This window comes from Paraburkholderia sp., assembly GCF_004298475.1.
Taxonomy (GTDB): domain Bacteria; phylum Pseudomonadota; class Gammaproteobacteria; order Burkholderiales; family Burkholderiaceae; genus Paraburkholderia; species Paraburkholderia denitrificans.
In genome coordinates this window covers 29,203-46,125 of record NZ_SCRP01000019.1, presented here as the reverse complement: position 1 = coordinate 46,125, position 16,923 = coordinate 29,203, and the positions used below count along the sequence as shown (strand labels likewise).

14 protein-coding genes and 1 pseudogene are annotated in these 16,923 nt (G+C 59.9%); 3 read left to right on the top strand and 12 right to left on the bottom strand.

From position 1 onward, the window contains the following. The first annotated feature begins 816 nt into the window (after positions 1-816). A complete protein-coding gene (locus EPN59_RS10980; protein ID WP_293046037.1) occupies positions 817-2,364 on the top strand; it encodes a methyl-accepting chemotaxis protein in 1,548 nt (515 codons plus the stop codon). Between the two features lie 411 nt (positions 2,365-2,775). Then, a pseudogene (locus tag EPN59_RS10975) lies at positions 2,776-3,843 on the top strand (trypsin-like peptidase domain-containing protein); the annotation flags it as partial. Positions 3,844-3,941: 98 nt separating this feature from the next. Here EPN59_RS10975 and EPN59_RS10970 read toward each other — a convergent pair. From EPN59_RS10970 to EPN59_RS10930, 9 genes are all read right to left on the bottom strand, one after another. Continuing rightward, positions 3,942-5,690 (bottom strand): Na/Pi cotransporter family protein, encoded by a 1,749-nt coding sequence (locus EPN59_RS10970; RefSeq protein ID WP_293033005.1) that lies wholly within the window; start codon positions 5,688-5,690, stop codon positions 3,942-3,944. A gap of 296 nt (positions 5,691-5,986) precedes the next feature. After that, complete coding sequence (locus EPN59_RS10965; protein WP_293033003.1) at positions 5,987-7,150, bottom strand: radical SAM protein; 1,164 nt, start codon at positions 7,148-7,150, stop codon at positions 5,987-5,989. 491 nt (positions 7,151-7,641) lie between these two features. Further along, on the bottom strand, positions 7,642-8,244 hold the full coding sequence (wrbA, locus tag EPN59_RS10960) for an NAD(P)H:quinone oxidoreductase (RefSeq protein ID WP_293033001.1): 603 nt from the start codon (positions 8,242-8,244) through the stop codon (positions 7,642-7,644). A 461-nt stretch (positions 8,245-8,705) separates the two neighbouring features. Next, positions 8,706-10,211: an alginate export family protein gene (locus tag EPN59_RS10955; RefSeq protein WP_293032999.1), complete on the bottom strand. Its 1,506-nt coding sequence runs from the start codon at positions 10,209-10,211 to the stop codon at positions 8,706-8,708. A gap of 92 nt (positions 10,212-10,303) precedes the next feature. Further along, positions 10,304-10,999: a YoaK family protein gene (locus tag EPN59_RS10950; protein WP_293032997.1), complete on the bottom strand. Its 696-nt coding sequence runs from the start codon at positions 10,997-10,999 to the stop codon at positions 10,304-10,306. Next, on the bottom strand, positions 10,996-11,910 hold the full coding sequence (locus EPN59_RS10945; protein WP_293032995.1) for a glyoxalase: 915 nt from the start codon (positions 11,908-11,910) through the stop codon (positions 10,996-10,998). The genes EPN59_RS10950 and EPN59_RS10945 overlap by 4 nt, the downstream gene beginning before the upstream one ends. 135 nt (positions 11,911-12,045) lie before the next feature. Then, on the bottom strand, positions 12,046-13,935 hold the full coding sequence (locus EPN59_RS10940) for an amidohydrolase (protein WP_293032993.1): 1,890 nt from the start codon (positions 13,933-13,935) through the stop codon (positions 12,046-12,048). 76 nt (positions 13,936-14,011) lie between these two features. Continuing rightward, positions 14,012-14,179: a DUF1427 family protein gene (locus tag EPN59_RS10935; RefSeq protein WP_293032991.1), complete on the bottom strand. Its 168-nt coding sequence runs from the start codon at positions 14,177-14,179 to the stop codon at positions 14,012-14,014. Between the two features lie 106 nt (positions 14,180-14,285). Further along, the gene (locus EPN59_RS10930; protein WP_293032989.1) at positions 14,286-14,972 is read right to left on the bottom strand and encodes a hydrolase; all 687 of its coding nucleotides are present in this window, start codon (positions 14,970-14,972) and stop codon (positions 14,286-14,288) included. 287 nt (positions 14,973-15,259) lie between these two features. Between EPN59_RS10930 and EPN59_RS10925 the strand changes: the two genes are divergently transcribed. Further along, positions 15,260-15,562 (top strand): XapX domain-containing protein, encoded by a 303-nt coding sequence (locus tag EPN59_RS10925; protein WP_293032987.1) that lies wholly within the window; start codon positions 15,260-15,262, stop codon positions 15,560-15,562. 125 nt (positions 15,563-15,687) lie between these two features. Here EPN59_RS10925 and EPN59_RS10920 read toward each other — a convergent pair whose 3' ends face one another. From EPN59_RS10920 to EPN59_RS10910, 3 genes are all read right to left on the bottom strand, one after another. Further along, positions 15,688-16,080 carry a hypothetical protein gene (locus tag EPN59_RS10920; RefSeq protein ID WP_293046034.1) on the bottom strand — a complete coding sequence of 131 codons (393 nt, stop codon included), beginning with the start codon at positions 16,078-16,080 and terminating at the stop codon, positions 15,688-15,690. 334 nt (positions 16,081-16,414) lie between these two features. Continuing rightward, positions 16,415-16,633 carry a hypothetical protein gene (locus EPN59_RS10915; RefSeq protein WP_293032983.1) on the bottom strand — a complete coding sequence of 73 codons (219 nt, stop codon included), beginning with the start codon at positions 16,631-16,633 and terminating at the stop codon, positions 16,415-16,417. Then, the gene (locus EPN59_RS10910; protein WP_293032981.1) at positions 16,611-16,904 is read right to left on the bottom strand and encodes a hypothetical protein; all 294 of its coding nucleotides are present in this window, start codon (positions 16,902-16,904) and stop codon (positions 16,611-16,613) included. Before EPN59_RS10910 ends, EPN59_RS10915 begins: the two co-directional genes overlap by 23 nt. Positions 16,905-16,923 lie beyond the last annotated feature (19 nt).

Here is a 16,923-nt window from a genome sequence, read left to right as displayed (position 1 = left end):
AAGATGCGAGGAGTGTTCGATACGAGATCCCGTTCGGGATTATCGCTTCAAAACAATGATACATGCAAATTAATTGGCACCATTAAATCATTGATTTCGGAACTCACCGGATCGACTCGTCAAAATATCGCCCGTGAACCAGTCGAACGACGCGACGATGCGGGGGCAATCGTTTTTGCAGCTGCGTGCGGCAAGTGGAAGAGCGTCGAGATATGCCCTATTACATCGGGTGGTTGGTACGTCCCTAATCCTGAAAATAACGTGAAGTATCGAAGGACGATAAACGTGGACGATTCGGGTGAAAGATTGGGGCAAAGGATTACGTAGATGCGAGCCACCGTACCGTATCGAAAACTAATCCTTAATTGCGATCGACTCGCCTGAACTTCGAGTCATGCGTTCCAGCGATTGAATTGTCATGCGCGTTCAACCAGCCGCTTCCCCACTCCAGATCCCAGACCCGATAAACGCAAATTTGCAGATACCTCGCGATCCAGGAAGGAAACAGGTTTTTGCGCCACGGCAGATGCATGGGCTGCACGCATTAACAACGGACCGGGCGGGGTAAGGCATGCCACGCTCCTGAGCGAATCGCCAATTCGTCAGCATATTTCCTGGCGGCTGGCTGGAGACTCGCAAACACCTTCGCCGCATTAGCGCGTTCGTCATGTGCGCATGCAGAGTCGCATTGTCACAAAAGATTCATTCAATATTTGATGAATTCTGCCGTAAAAAGACGCGCGGCCGTTGTGGCTGCATCTTTACCGTCCCCGTTGTGGTCCCGCTCCCTGCGGCGCGTCATCTGTCGAGTATCAAATGCGCAAGCTAACCATCAAAGCCCGGCTTCTCCTGCTCACCATCGCTTTTGCCGTTGTTTCTCTTTGTGTCGGAGCGGCTGGCGTAGCAGGCGTCTCGCAATCGACCGATGCGCTTCAGCAGATGTTCGAAGGCCGCGCGCAAGCGCTTCAGGCCATTTCGTCCATCGATGAATTGATCGCCGAGGCCAGCTTTTCGGTAAGCGACGCCATTCTCGATCCATCGGCCCAGAAAACCCAGCTTGTCGCCACAAGCACGGCAAACCGCATCGATCAGATCGACGCGCTCATGAAGCAGTATGCGTCGCGCAGTTCGTCGGACGAGGGACGAAAGCGCGCCGCAGCGTTCGCCGCCAACTGGAGCAAACTGCGAGACAAGGGTCTTCGTCCCGCAGTCCAGTTGTTGACGGCCAACAATCTTTCGGAAGCGCAGTGGGTCCAGACGCAGGCTATCGATTCCGTCGTGAAAGCGGTCAAGGCGCAAGGCGCCGAACTTCGCAAACTCGAACTCGCCGATGCGCAATCTGAATACGAACACGCGCGCAGAACGGGGCAGCGAGTCGAATGGCTCGTGGCGGGCTTCATTGTCGTCGGCCTCCTGGTCGTCGCCGTACTCTCCGCCTCGATGACGCGAAGCCTCTTTCGCGAGCTTGGCGGCGAACCGTTTGTGGCCGCCGAAATTGCAAATCGCGTTGCAGCGGGTGACCTGTCGTTCGAGGTGACCGTCCAGCCAGGCGACACGCGTAGCGTCCTGTACGCCATGAAAACCATGCAGGGACGTCTCGCATCGATCATCGGCGGGATTCGTCACTCGGCGGAAACGATCGCGGAAGCCACTTCGGAAATCGCATCGGGAAACAGCACGCTCGCGCATCGAACGGAAGCGCACGCCGCCAGCATTCAGCAGACCTCGAGCAGCATGGAGCAGCTCGCCTCGATGGTGAAAGCGAATGCCGAGCACGCCGTACAGGCCCGATCGCTCGCGGGCATTGCTTCTTCCAAGGCCGGCGATGGTGATCGCGCGACCCGCGACGCTGGCGAGCGCATGCGTGCGCTTGCAGAACGCTCGGCGCGCATCGGCGAAATCACTTCGGTAATCGACGGCATCGCGTTTCAGACCAATCTGCTTGCGCTGAACGCAGCAGTCGAAGCGGCGCGTGCGGGTAATCAGGGGCGGGGCTTCGCAGTCGTCGCGCAGGAAGTCCGGGCGCTTGCCGAGCGCAGTTCGCGCGCTGCCAAGGAAATCGACTTGCTCATCAAGGAGATGACGAGCGAGGTGGACCTGAGCGGCATCGCGGTCGAGTCCGCCGCGAAGACCATTGTGGACTTGCTCGGTGCGGTCAAGGGCGTGGCGGATCTCGTCGATTCGATTGCCGATGCCTCGCAGGAGCAAAGCGCAGGCATCGATCAGGTCAACGCGGCAGTCACCGTCATGGACCGCGTTACGCAGCAGAACGCCTCTTTTGTTCAGGACGGCGCGCATGCCGCGAGTGCGCTGAAAGCCCAGGCCGAAACGCTCCGTTCGGCGGTCCGTGCCTTCGAGCTTTGACGAACGCCTGCCACCACGTCCTGCCATTTCCCGGTTGTTAATACGCGCGCGGCGATCTCGATACGAAATAGCAAAAACCGGATCGTCGCACGCCCTTCTTCCGCATGCCTTATTGACGCCTCATTGACGCCCGACTGACGACCGCGATCCGCTTCGATCCGGCCCCAGCCAATCGGCGTCGTCAATCCGCACTTCGTTGCACCTGCAACCACGAGCGCGACTATATCAAGCCCTAATTTCAAGGGCAAAACCCCGGCCAACGCACAAACCAACTCAAGGCGATCCTGCTTTTAAAACTGCCGGATTTGAGGGATCAATTCAGCGTTTACACCACCCTGTTTCTTTAAGTTGTATTTAAGCAGCGGTGCGTAACTTACGCGCTAATCGATCAACCTCCTTGTCATCACAGCAATGAACATCAACCAGTATCGGGGCCGCGGCCTGATCGCAGGCGTCGCGGTGGCACTCGCCGGAACGTGGTTCATCGGACACAGGCACGCTAGCGCGGACGAGTCCGGCACCGCGAAAACGACGTTGTCCGCTCCCTCGGACAAGGCGATTCACAATCAGGGCCAAGCGCCCGATTTTGCCGGGATCGTGGCGACGTACGGCCCCGCTGTGGTTCACGTCGAGGCGAGGAGCGAAGGCGACGATTCGGGCGAAGGACACTCAGGCGCGCTGGGATCGGGTTTCATCGTGAGTCCGGATGGATACATCCTGACGAACAATCACGTCGTCGAGAATGCCGATCAGGTCACGATCAAGCTCACCGATGGCCGAAAGTTCGGCGCCCAGGTAATCGGCACCGATAAGGCGGGCGATGTCGCCGTAATGAAAATCGACGGCAGCGGTTTTCCCACCGTGAAAATCGGCAATCCGACCAATAGCCGCGTGGGCGATTGGGTCGTCGCGATCGGCTCGCCGTATGGCCTCGATAACACGGTGACCTCGGGCATCATCAGCGCGAAATCGCGCACGCTCTCGGACGACAGCCCGACGCATTTCATCCAGACCGACGTGCCGGTCAATCCCGGCAATTCGGGCGGGCCGCTCTTTAATCTGAACGGCGAAGTCATCGGCATCAATTCGATGATCTATTCGCGCACGGGCGGCTTCCAGGGGCTTTCGTTCGCCATTCCCATCGACGAAGCCATGCGAATCAAGGATCAGATCGTTCGAACCGGACACGTATCGCACGCTCGCCTTGGCGTTGCCGTTCAGGCAATCGATGACGCTGCCGCAAGCGAACTCGGCTTGAGCTCGCCGCGCGGGGCACTTGTCGCGCGAGTGGAACCCGGCAGTCCCGCGCAGGCTGCGGGTGTCGCGCAAGGCGACGTGATCGTCGCGGTCGACGGCGTCGAGGTGACTAACATCAAGCAACTGCAGCAGATGATCGCGCGGGCTGGCGACAAAGCGTCGATCGTCGTGAATCGTGGCGGCCGGCAATTGGCGTTCGACACCGAACTCGCGAACTCGAACGTCGAATAAGTGTGTCGCGCATCGATCGTGGCGTCGTATTTGCCAGCCGATCGATGCGCCTCCCGGCGATGACACGCCCGGCAGTCGTTACTGCGTGTTCATGCCACTGGATCTTGCGCTTGAGCCATTCCTGAAAAACTTTGCAGGCCCTGATTCTTGCGCAAGTCGGTCATGATCCTGGCGATTGCGCGGGTAAGCCGTGCAATCGCCCTGTACTGCTCGATCATGTCGACGGCCGACTGGTAGTCCAGCACCTCCGATTTCTTGGCTAGCTGAAGATTGCCGAGAATGCCCTGCCGCGCTTCCGTGGCGAGCGCCTTTATCTCAGGCTTGCTCCCAATCGCTTGCGACACGGCCTGCGTGTCGGCCTCGTAAATCGTGGCGATGACGTGTGCCAGATTCTCGATGACGAGGGTGGCAAAGCGGGAATTCGCGACTTCGCTCAAGCGCGTCAGATCCATCTGCTGTGTCAATCTTTGCTGGCTCACGGAAGTCAGATTGATCCCGATAATCTCGCTGATGTTCTCGAGCGTCATGACAATCTGCGTAAATCCCACCATCTGCAAGCCCTCCTCTTCGGAGTGTTCCGACTTCGACAGCAGCCCGATGTAATTAAGAATCTCCGCCGCCAGCCGGCCCATTTCCTTGTCACAGTCCAGCAGCGCATTGATTTCTTCGATGGAGCCGCTGACCACGACGCGTGCACTGCACCGAACGATTTCGAGCACTTCGTTACCAAGGCGGGACAGTTCCAGACGCACGCGCTGAAGGCCAAGCGACGGCACCGTCAACGACGTCTCGTCGAGATACAGCGGATTGCCGAGCGGTTTCGTTTCCGCGTGCCGCGTGCGGACGATCAATCGTGCAAATCGGGCGATATATTCCGAAAACCAGATCAGCACCAGTGTGTTTGCGACGCTGAATATCGTGTGGGTATTGGCCACCTGGCGCGGCGTCTCCGCCGCGAGCCTGGCGACGCCTTGCAACTCAGGAAACGACGGCGAGACGTAGCGGGCCAGTTCGGCCATTTGCGGAATGAAGAAGACCCAGAACAGCACCCCGACGACATTGAATATGAGGTGCACGACGGCAACCTGAACCGCTTCAGCCGATTTCCCGATCGAGGCAAGCAACGCCGTTCCACAGGTGCCCACATTCGCGCCCAGAATGATGGCAATACCGGCTTCAAGCGGCATCAGCCCTTGTGCGCCCAACGCGATGACGATGGCGAGCGTTGCGGCGGAGCTTTGTACGATCGCGGTAAACACCGCACCCACCAGAATGCCGAGCAGCGGGTGCTCCATGTTCTGCATCGCATCGATAAACGGCGGGAAGGTACGCAGCGGACGCGTGGCGTCGCCCATGAACTCGATGCCGATGAACAGAAGACCCAACCCCATGGTGACTTCACCGATCTGGCGAACCAGTTCGCGTTTTCCGAACGCATACAAGACGAAACCGACCGCCAGCATGAATGGCGCCAGTTTGGAAACGTCGAACGCAATGATTTGAGCCGTAACCGTGGAGCCGATGTTCGCGCCCATGATCATGGGCACAGACTGAGCCAACGTCATGAGCCCGGCGGAAACGAAGCCGACCATCAGCACGGTGGTGATCGTGGAGGAATTCAGCAGTGCGGTGACGAGAGCGCCGGCCAGCACGCCCCGAAACCGGTTTGCCGTGAGTACGACAAGCAGCGCCTGCAATCTGGATCCGGCGATGGCCTTGAAGCCTCCCGTCATGAATTGCAGGCCGAGCAGAAAGAGCGCCAGACCACCAACGAGAAGGCCGGACATCTCCACGAGATTCAGGCTGGCGATATTGGCTGCCGAGGGAATGGGTGTCATCGTTTTGCGCCTCGTAACGTTGCGTCCACGCCCTCTCCGGCCGGCTTCAATGTCTGTGCGTCGTGGTTTCCTGCTCGGTTCGTTGCCGGTACGACGAGAGCTTTACTGCGTCGAATTACGATTGTCATCGCCTATTCTGTTTCAAAACAGAATAACAGGGCGGGAATTGGCAGGGTGGGTTAGGTGCCCGGGCCGCCTGTCTCTTCTCGTCTTTGCGTGCTCGTACGGCGCTTCCGATGCGCACCGTTCGGTTGCAGATCAGCAGGCTAGCGGTAAGTCGGTTTTGAAGCGCGCTTTTATTGACCTGCTGGTGCAGTGGGTGCGGGCACAATCTTTATTTTTGACCTGAGCGCCTGTCGAGGCAGCGTTTCCCGGGAGAGAGACCATAAAGAGTACAGAATCCCCCCCTGATGCAACGCGGCGACTGCACGCCTCACATCCCCGTGACTGATAGCCTGGAGTGCGTCCGCTGTCGCGCTCGCACCATGCATCAGTACGCTGGCATGCCGATAACACGCCATCATGCAGGCGTTACAAGGTTCCTTGTCGGCCGGGATATGGTCGAGATCGAACACCGAACCCATCGGTTCGGGCCACGCCTCGCAACGCCAGATGTCCAGATTCCAGTCGATGTAGAAATACTTGTTTCCGCCGATACACGGTACGCGTTGCGGCTCTCCGCGCACGAACCGCTCGACCTCGGCGAGTGCGCCCGCCGGATCAAGCACACGAAAATGCCGTTTCATCCTCGCAATGGCATGCAAGGCATCAACCAGTTCTTTCTCGTCGAGATCGATAAGCTTCGAATCCTCGTCATAGACGAGCGAACTCGATCCAAAGGGCGCGCGCCGCGGGTAAGAAAACGCGACGGAATCGAAACCGAGCTGCGCGAGCGTCTCAGGAAGCTTCTCGTAATTGACCAGCCTGCTCACCGTAACGGAAGCGGTGGTAGAAATCCCGTGGATACGAGCAGCAGCAATGCCTTCTTTAATACGTTTGCCGAGGCCGTTTAGTCCGCGATTTAACTCGTGCTCGCCCAAATGGTGGCTATCGATCGAAACGAGCAAACGCTTGAGTCCGGCATGCGCCAGATCGGGAATATGGCGCGCAAGAAACCAGCCGTTGGTGATGAGGCCGCACTCCATACCGGCCTGCGATGCCAAGGCAACGATTGCCGCCATACCCGGATGAACCAGAGGCTCACCGCCCTGAAACGTCACGTACTTGATATGGCGTCGGCGCAAAACAGGCACGGCGCGCGCAAACGCTTCAGGGTCGAGATAACGTCGCAGCCCTACCGGTTTTTTGTCGCGGGAAAAACCACAGAAATCGCATGCGGCGTTACATACATTCGTGACGGAGATGTCACACACGGCCGGCAGGATATTGCCGGGGCCGGCCGCGCCTGTATCCGGTTTTGCAGGAGCCGATATGTCGACATCACGCGCGAGTCTGTCCATACATTTCCCACCGGTTGGCGCCCGGACTGGCGCGCATTGTGCCGGGGCACATGCGGGTTCGGGGTGAAGAAGTACGGCGCGAATCATGCGGACGACTGGCGGCCAGTCTCGCCATGCATCCAGCATGGATTGGATTTGCATCGGTAGTGTGCATCGTAGATGTGACGACGCAGGGACGCAAGTCCGATCCGTTCGATCCGTTTACGTCGCTTGATATAACCCCGGAATCGCAACAGATCCAAGGTCGAAATGGCTGGCGTGATGGTGTGGCCGGGCATTGACGCGTATCGCACTCGGCGCTTTGCAGCGCTCGCCAATGCCGCACATTCAGGAGAAATCGGCCACCGCACCACGCGACGGCCGATATTTACGTAACTGTAAGAATAGTCGACCGCAAATCTAACCGGTCGCAAATCGGGTCTGGAAAATAGTTTCTAGTGCAACAAAATGAATGACTGACCGCTGCGTGCGTGCAGCGGTCAGTCATGCGATTACGACGCGAGCTTCGCAGCCAGTTCCGCAACGTGCATGCCCTGGTAGCGCGCGATATCGAGTTCGTTGACACTCGGCTGGCGTTTGCCATCGGCACCGGCCAGCGTCGTCGCGCCGTAGGGCGAACCGCCGGTAATCTCGTCCATCTTCGTCAGACCCGCACAAGCATATGGCACGCCCACGATCACCATTCCATGATGCAGCAGCGTGGAGTGGAACGACGTGATCGTCGTCTCCTGGCCTCCGTGCTGTGTGCCCGTTGAAGCGAATACGCTGCCGATCTTCCCGACGAGTGCGCCCTTCATCCACAGACCACCGGTTTGATCGAGGAAATTGCGCATCTGCGCAGCCATATTGCCGAAGCGGGTCGGCGTGCCGAAAATAATCGCGTCGTAGCCGGCCAGTTCGTCGATCGTTGCGATCGGCGCATTCTGATCGACTTTGATACCGGCAGCCTTCGCCTGCTCAGTCGGGATCGTTTCCGGCACGCGCTTGAGGGTTACGACGGCGCCCGTTACCGAACTCGCACCTTCCGCAACGGCCTTCGCCATCGTCTCGATATGCCCGTAGGAAGAGTAGTAAAGCACAAGAATCTTGCTCATCAGGTTTCTCCAGTTTTACGGTGATCCGCGTTCGGGATCGGTTAACGCATTAGAGGCAGCGCACTCTGGTTCAACACATACCAACGATCATGTCGATCGCCCTACTGAATCGCTATCATTCCAGCGTCCTGACGCCGCGCCGTCACGCGGCGCCATCCGTTAACCCGACCACGCACACTGGTTTATCTGACGCGGTCACGGGTTGTATACATTCGGCTTGCAGCAACGAGGCGGGAAACCGCTGCGCCGGTTGACGCGCCGTATTTGCGGCGTTTGGCCCGTTGCGCAGCATGCACGCGATACGACGCAGTCTACGCGATCACTCGAAGGAATGAACCAGGCCGGTTCAAATTCCCCGGTATCGACCCGTGCATGCAGGAGCCGGAGATGCCCGCCACGCAGCGGTGGCGGAAAAGGCGGAAGCGATTCTGAAAATCCATTGGCGCATCGCGCGGCCATACCTACCACCCATACTTCAGTTCGACACCGGCATAGTCCGCATTACGCCCGCCCGCCTGCCGGATCGAGTCGCCCACCTGGAAGTGCACCGCCTCGATTGCGCCGATCAGATTTGCCGCAATCGTCCAGTCGGCGCGCAATTGCACGTACATCCCCGTCCACCGGCTGCCCTTGCCCGCGGTGCCCGGCACGGCCCGGTTCGCCTGCTGATAGACGGCGTCACCGGTCGTCTCGCGCCACTGCAAGCCGAGCGCACCGAGCAGCGCGAGATTCGCACTTGGCTTGAGCGTGATGGACGGCTTGATATGAATGAGATTCGAATAACCCGTATAGCCCGCGAGCGTGAAATAGTAGCCATTCGAAAACAATCCGTTGAAAGTCTCCACGCGGCCATCATGCCGATGACGGTCGCCCGAAGCGGCATCGATCTGCAACGCGACGCGCGGTGACCACGGCATATCGAGCTTGTAGCCCGCAATCGCGCCAACCGCCCAGGCAAAAATCGTCTTGTCGCTTATCGTCCCGGTTTGCAACATGCCTTCGATATCCCAGTCGAAGCGCTCGCGCGTACCGGAATAGCGCACGTCCCATACGTCGCGGCGCTCCGCGCCCATTGCATCGATAAACACGGCGTGGCTGCGGTTGTAACGCGACCAGTACCCGGACACATCGCCCAGCCCGACCAACTTGCGCTCCACACGCACGCCGCTGAAAGTCAGATCGCGGTTCGACACATCGTCGAATACGGTTGCGTCGCGGTTTTGCACAGGCTGCGTCGCATAGGCCAGAATCCGCCACTTCTCGTATTCATATGCGGCCCAGACCGCGTCAAACGCCTGTCGCACATTCGGACCATCGCGCACGGAAATGAAGCGCTGCAGGTCGAACGCCATTTCCTGGCGGCCGACGCGAAACTTGAACGTACCGCCGCCGAGTGCGCCAACGTAGGTCACGAATATTTGCTCGAAATCGAGCGTATTCTTGTCGACCGGCGTGACCTGATTCTTGCCGAAGGCGCGCGCATCCTGGAGTTGCACGAAGAACTGCCAATGGTTGGCCAGACGCGCATCGGCATGGATCTCCACGCGCTGAATCAGATACGTGTCCGACTGCGCGGTGCCGATTCCGAACAACGGCGCATTGCTGGTTTCGACGCGCTCGCGCAGATTCGCACCGAGCGACAGCCATGACGCAGTATCACCGCGGCGCGCCATGTACTTCAGGCCGTCGAGCGGCTCGCGCGCGACGCATGGATTGGCGAGCACGGACCAGTCTTCCTGCCAGCGATTGAACAGCACCACAGGCCGTTTTGCGGCGCACACGGACGTTGATGTCTCTGTGCCCGCCGAAGCGCTTGCGCCCGCATCGACCGCATGGTCCGCCGCTGCTGCGGGTTGTGAATCCGTATCGGCCTGTGCCGCCTCTGTCGCGGTCAGCAACAGCCCCACAAAAGCCGTGGCGCCCGCAGCCTTTTTGAATTGACGCCTGTGCCTTGTGATCGACGCCATCCATTCCCTTCCGGCCACGGGCGTGTGGCGATAGCTCTGCGCTCCTGCGTGCGGCGCACGAAATCGGAGCCGGTCGTCCCGGTCTCGCGAAATCATGGGTGCCCCGAGGTGAACACGCGATCCTGCTCACCAGTGGTGAAAACGAGCCCCGCAAGTGCGAAGGCGGGCGCGAGCAACGCCCAGAATCCCACGTAAAGCATGCCCATCGCGCCCGCCACCGCGCCCAACGCGAACGCGATAATGGCCGGCATCATCTTTGCGAATCGTGCGCGTGCCGCCTCGCGCACGCCGATCTCGGTGGTCGCGGACAGCATGTCAATCGCGTCCAGGATCGCCTGTGTGACGTTGCCCGTCATCACGGTATTCGGCACGCCGGAACGCTTGATCAGACGCGGATGCGCATTTTGCACGCCCATGGCAATCGCGCCGACCACACCCGCCACAATGGCCGGAAGGCTGTCGGGCTGGCTGATCGGCGTTGCCCAGACGCCAGTGAAGCAAAAGCCGAACATGAGCACGGCCTGAACCGCATGCAGCACGCGCGCACCCTGGCGCGCATGCGGTCCGGACAGCGACCGCACGAGCAGACTGCTGAGGACGACCCCGCCGACAAAAGCAGGCAGCACGATCAGTTTCAGCAGGACGCCGCCATTGAAGCCTGCGACGCCCGCGCCGATCAACACGAAGTTGCCCGTCACGTGCGCGACGAACAATCCGAACAGCGCGACAAAACTCAACGTATCGACAAAACCGGCAATGGCTGCAAGGACCGTGTCCTCGGATTTCATTGAGTCGTGCCAGCGTGGATTTCAGCGATGTAACCTCCCGGGAACTGGACAATCGCTGCTTCACGTCCGTCCGATGTGAACGGCGGCACGAGCACGGTCACGCCAGCGGCCTTCGCCTTTTGCAGCGTGTCGTCGAGATTCGCCACTTCATATCCCGTCGTTTCGCGCCCGAACGGATACGGCAATTGGCCATCCGTTACGAGCACGGTCATCTTGCCGAAGCCCGATTCGATGCGAATGCGGCGATACGTGTCGTTCGGGCGGCCAATTTCGATGCCCGGCGCCTTCAGCACATCGGACACCACCTTGCCATTCGAGAACTTCACGAAATCGTGAACCAGCTTGCGTACGCTTTGCGCCGAAACGTAGACACGATTCTCTGGAATGGTCTGCAGCGCATCGTATTGCGGTGCCTGGTTGTGCCAGTAGAGCTGCATATTCACGCCGCCCGCCCATCTGATCAACACGTCGCGGCCAATCGGATCGGGAAACGGATCGACGATCACATCCGCACCATGCGCGCGCGCCGCCTTCACGGCTGCATCCATGTCCGTGACGAGGTAACCCGTACGCTCGGCGCCGAAGGGATACGGCACAGGCGTCTTGAAGCCGAATACGGACATCGTGCCCACGGGTGTCAATACGAGTTGCGACATCGTCTGGCTCGGCGTTGGCGTAACCTGGAAGACGCCCTGCTTCGACTTGCTGCCGCCGAATGTCGCCACGACGCTATCCGTGAAGCGGTCGAAATCCTCCGGCGCGACATACACGTGTGTCGTGTCGTACTGCGGGCCGACTGCGACGGACGGCGATGCGGCCGCGATCACCGGCGGCTTCGCAAACGACGCTGGCGTAGCCAAAAAACCAAACGCGATTGCTGCGCCAATCAATACCGGGTGAATGATTTTCATAACGTAATTCTCCTGTGATTGCAGCGTACTGTTCGATTGATCACGCGCGGCGATAGCGGGCGGAACGTGTTGAATCGCCGATCATGTTCGCAAGCACACGTGCCGCGATCAAACCCGGATGCCCGAAAAATCTGATTACACTGCCCAGCAGGAGCAACCCAGCGCGCCCCAGAAACCCTTCGCATCCGAGGTCGGCAATACGCGGCTCCATGCGAGCGCATGCGCATGACCGTGCACGTTGCATGCACTCGCGCAACCACACATTGCCGCAGCCGCAGCACGCTGCAGTGGTGCGCCGCTGCGTTGCTGCGCGCCCCAGCCGCCATAGCCTCCGAACGCGTGCACCGGCGACCAGTCGGGCATCGCTGGCGGAATCGGCGCGTCGAATGGCGAGAACGGGCCTGCACCCCAGACGATCCTGCCGCCAACGACCGTCAGTAATGCGGTTGTGTCGGCAATATCGTCCTCCGGACACGAAAAGAAGTCGCGGTCCGGCACGATCAGATCGGCAAGCTGCCCGACAGCAATGCAGCCCTTCTTGCCCGCTTCGTTCGAGAACCAGGTCACGTACTCGGTCCACATGCGCAGGGCCGTCTCGCGATCGAGCAGATTACGTTGCGGATACATCCGCATTCCGCCGACCGTCTTGCCGCTCACCAGCCACGCAAGCGACACCCACGGGTTGTACGAAGCCACACGCGTCGCATCGGTGCCTGCGGAGACTTTTAACCCTTTTTGCAGCATCTTCGCGACAGGCGGAGTCGCTTCCGCCGCGACCGCGCCATATCGCTCGACGAAGTATTCGCCCTGATACGCCATGCGGTGTTGAACCGCGATACCGCCCCCGAGCGCCGCGATGCGGTCCAACGAACGTTCGGAGACGGTTTCCGCGTGATCGAAAAACCAGTTGATGCCGTCAAGCGGAATGTCTCTATCCACCTTCTCGAAGACATCCAGCGCGCGACTGATGGTTTCGTCGTACGTGGCGTGCAGACGCCACGGCCAGCGATTCTGCGCGAGCACGCGCACGACGCCTTCGAGTTCGTCCTCCATTTCCGGCGGCAGATCCGGGCGCGCAACCCGGAAGTCCTCGAAGTCGGCCGCGGAAAACACGAGCATCTCGCCAGCACCGTTATGGCGAAAATAATCCGTGCCATCGTGATACCTGACCGTGCGGGTCCAGTTCACAAAGTCCTCTCTTTCGGCCTTCGGTTTTTGGGTGAACAGGTTGTACGCCACACGCACCGTCATCTCGCCCGCCTCGTGCAGCTTGCCGATGACCTCGTAATCCTCCGGATAATTCTGGGAACCGCCGCCCGCATCGATGACGCCGGTCACACCGAGGCGGTTGAGTTCACGCATGAAATGGCGCGTCGAATTGTATTGATACTCCAGCGGCAGCCTGGGACCTTTCGCAAGCGTCGCATACAGGAGTGCGGCGTTCGGATTCGCAAGCAGCAAGCCGGTTGGATTGCCCGCGGAGTCGCGAAAGATTTTTCCACCCGCGGGATCCGGCGTGTCCTTGCCATAACCGACCACGCGCAGCGCGGCAGCGTTGAGCAGCGCACGGTCGTAAAGATGGAGGATGAACACGGGTGTATCGGGCGCGACCGCGTTGAGTTCCTCGATCGTCGGCAGGCGTTTTTCCGCGAACTGGTGCTCGGTGAAGCCGCCAACCACGCGCACCCATTGCGGTGCGGGCGTGATCGCCACCTGCTTCTTGAGCATTTCCATGGCGACGGCGAGCGAGCGCACGCCATCCCAACGCAGCTCCATGTTGTAGTTGAGACCACCACGAATCAGATGCAGGTGATTGTCGATCAGGCCGGGCAACGCAGGACGGCCACCGAGATCGATGCGCTTCGTCGCGCCGCCCGCGAGCGGCACGATATCGGCATCGCTGCCGACCGCGACGAAGCGGCCATCGACAATCGCCACCGCAGTGGCACCCGGATTCGAGCGGTCCAATGTAGTGAACCGTCCGTTATACAGAATGAGATCGGGTTGGGCTGCGGTTGCACTCATGTGATTGTCCTCACTTCGTTGACGTCGAAATCAATTCGCGCTTGCGTTGCTTGAAAACCGGACTAAAGGCCGCGCATTAAAGGCCAAACAACGGTTTCAACCACGGAATGGCCTGCATGCCGATCGTCATGCCGAACAGGCCGACGAGCGCAACCAGCGGCGGTGCGGGCGAGCGGACCTTGATCACGCTGTAGATCACGCCGATCAGCGCGCCTGCGGCAAGTGACACCAGATACGGTTCCATACAATCAGTCGCTCCGAAGGTTTACGACTGGCCGGTGCGACGCCTTCGCGGAGAAGGCGGCGCATCGGCTTCACGAGATCAGCTTCGGGAATCGCGACGATAGCGATCAGTGCGCTGCAACCGCCGGCAGCACCTCGCCCGGCTTCGCCGCACGCTGGGGCGCCTTGTGAACCATCGTGTAGGCGTAGTCGATGCCCATGCCGTATGCGCCCGAGTGCTCCCGCGCTATCGCCATAACCGCGTCGTAGGTTTCGCGGCGAGCCCAGTCGCGCTGCCATTCGAGCAAGACCTGCTGCCAGGTGACGGGCACGACGCCCGCCTGGATCATGCGCTGCATCGCGTAGTCATGCGCCTCCTTCGACGTGCCGCCCGATGCATCGGCCACCATATAAATCTCGTAGCCGCCTTCGAGCATCGCGCACAGCGCAAAGGTGGTATTGCAGACTTCGGTCCACAGGCCCGCCACGATCACCTTCTTGCGGTTGTTCGCGGCAAGCGCATCGCGAACCTTCTGGTCGTCCCACGAGTTCATCGAGGTGCGCTCGAGCAGTTTCTTACCCGGGAACACGTCGAGCAATTCCGGATACGTGAATCCCGAGAAGCTCGTCGACTCGACTGTCGTGATCGTGGTGGGAATCTCGAACACCTTGGCCGCCCTGGCCAGCCCGACGACGTTGTTCTTCAGCGTCTGCCGATCGATCGACTGCACACCGAACGCCATCTGCGGCTGCTGATCGATGAAAATCAGCTGGCTGTTCTGCGGGGTAATTAATTCGAGCTTCGGATTGGTCATGGCGCACCTGATGTTTGATGCGTAGAAAGAGCCACCAGACCGGAATAACCGGAATGGGTGGAATAGAGGCTGGACTGGCAACTCGCCGTCCAGCCCGCGCCATTTAACATGTAAATCAAAAAAGAGGACAACAAATAAATAGCGTTCGAGCAACCCCGAAAGTTGAATGTCAAATCGCCGACTTTTCCCCGAATTTGCTCTGTTCCTGTTTCACCAAACCCGATATGCTTTAAAGCGATTCACGACTTGGTGCGTGACACCGGAAAATCGTCAACGAGATTCATTTCATGAAATCGTATGCATTTTCGCTACTCGCCGGCATCCTCGCCGGCATCGTCTACGACACGATCGGCGTGCAATCTCCGGCTCCGCCTGCAATTGCACTGGCGGGCCTGCTCGGCATGCTGGCGGGCGAGCAGATACTGCCGCTCGCGCGCCATGTACTTTCGGGTCTCAGACTGAAAGCCGCATGGCACGAAGCGAAATGTGGCCAGCATATGTTCGGTGTGTTACCGGGCGCTCATGCATCCAATGGGCCGGAAACGTCCGACGCGTCCGATACGTCCGCAAAGAATCGGAATCGAACGTGATGTATGCGCGCGTGGAGCACGCACAGGCTGCACAGACCTTCGGGAAGGCGCCCGGGTAATCGGGAAGAACCGCGGGAAGAACCGCGGTAAGAGCCGCAGTAAAAGCCGTAAATAAAGCTGGACCGCTATTGGGTCGCCAGCGGCTCCACCAGCAGGCCGCGACGCGATGCGGCGGTGGCCCGGCTCAGGTCGCGGCGCATTCGTTTGAGCACCGCACGGTCGAACGAGAATCCGACCCAGCCGAACCCGCCGTGGCGCAACAACAGCACGACACCGTCGATTGTCAGGTTGGGCTCCGCGAACCAGAGCGGCTGGAGGGTGATGTGATAGTTGTGCGTGCGCGATAGCTGCGGCGCGACGGAGGGATTCATCGCCGACCGGTAGAGCGCCAGTTTCTGAACCAGCGCCTCGGCCTGCGCGCCGTCGAGTATCGTCGATGCCCCGCCGCACTCGATCAGCAAGGCAGCCTTGCCTTCACGCTCTACGCGCTCGACTCGCAACCCACATTGTTCGCGCATCTTCGCTCCCCAACGCGCTGTTCGCGTGCTGTCCCGTTTCGCCAGAAAAACCGCTCCTGACGACAATCGTGACACCACCCGATCAGGCCTTCAATTTCGCCTCGATGAAAAATTGTTCACGTCGCTGAAAATGCCATGCGCATGCCGTCCGAAGGCAAGCTCGATTCTGAATTTCAGAATTCCGGCTTCGCCGCGATCGTTGACCTCACTACCCTCTGCTCATAGCGCCGAGAACAGAATGGGGCATTCGCAGACGCTCATTGCGCCCTCGACACCGGCGGGTGTCGAGGGCTCTGTTGTTGCGACGTCTTTACCGCTTTCTCTACTGCTTTCATCAGCCCGCGCCGAAATACGGCTGACAAAAACCGGCCGGGCCAACGCAGCCGTCCGGCCCGTCGGGCTGCCCATGCAGGCCGGCGCAGCCGGCCAGCGCAAACGTCAGCGCTGCACCGAGCGCGACACGCTTCCAGTTGCGGCGCTTGCGCGATTGCTCATCATGGCGATGCGGCCCATCTTTTCGCCCCGTGCATTTAGTGATGCGGATAAAGCTCACGATTCAATTCCTTTAGTTCGCCGCTGCGAACGGCTTCGATGTACTCGTCCTTGACCTGCTGCCGTGTCTTGCCGCCCGCGTTTGCAGTCACTGCGGCCTGCCCGCTCTGAGCAGGACTCGCGGCGAGCTGTTGCTCCGGCGCCGGCGCCGTTGGCGCGTCCTGTGCATGCGCGGCCCCGCATGCAAGCAGCGCAGCGCCGAGCGCGGCAGTCCATTGCACCCGTTTCCTCATCTTCAATCTCCGCTTCGTTAAGTCCTTCACGATCCACATGGCCGCCGCTTTTGCGTTT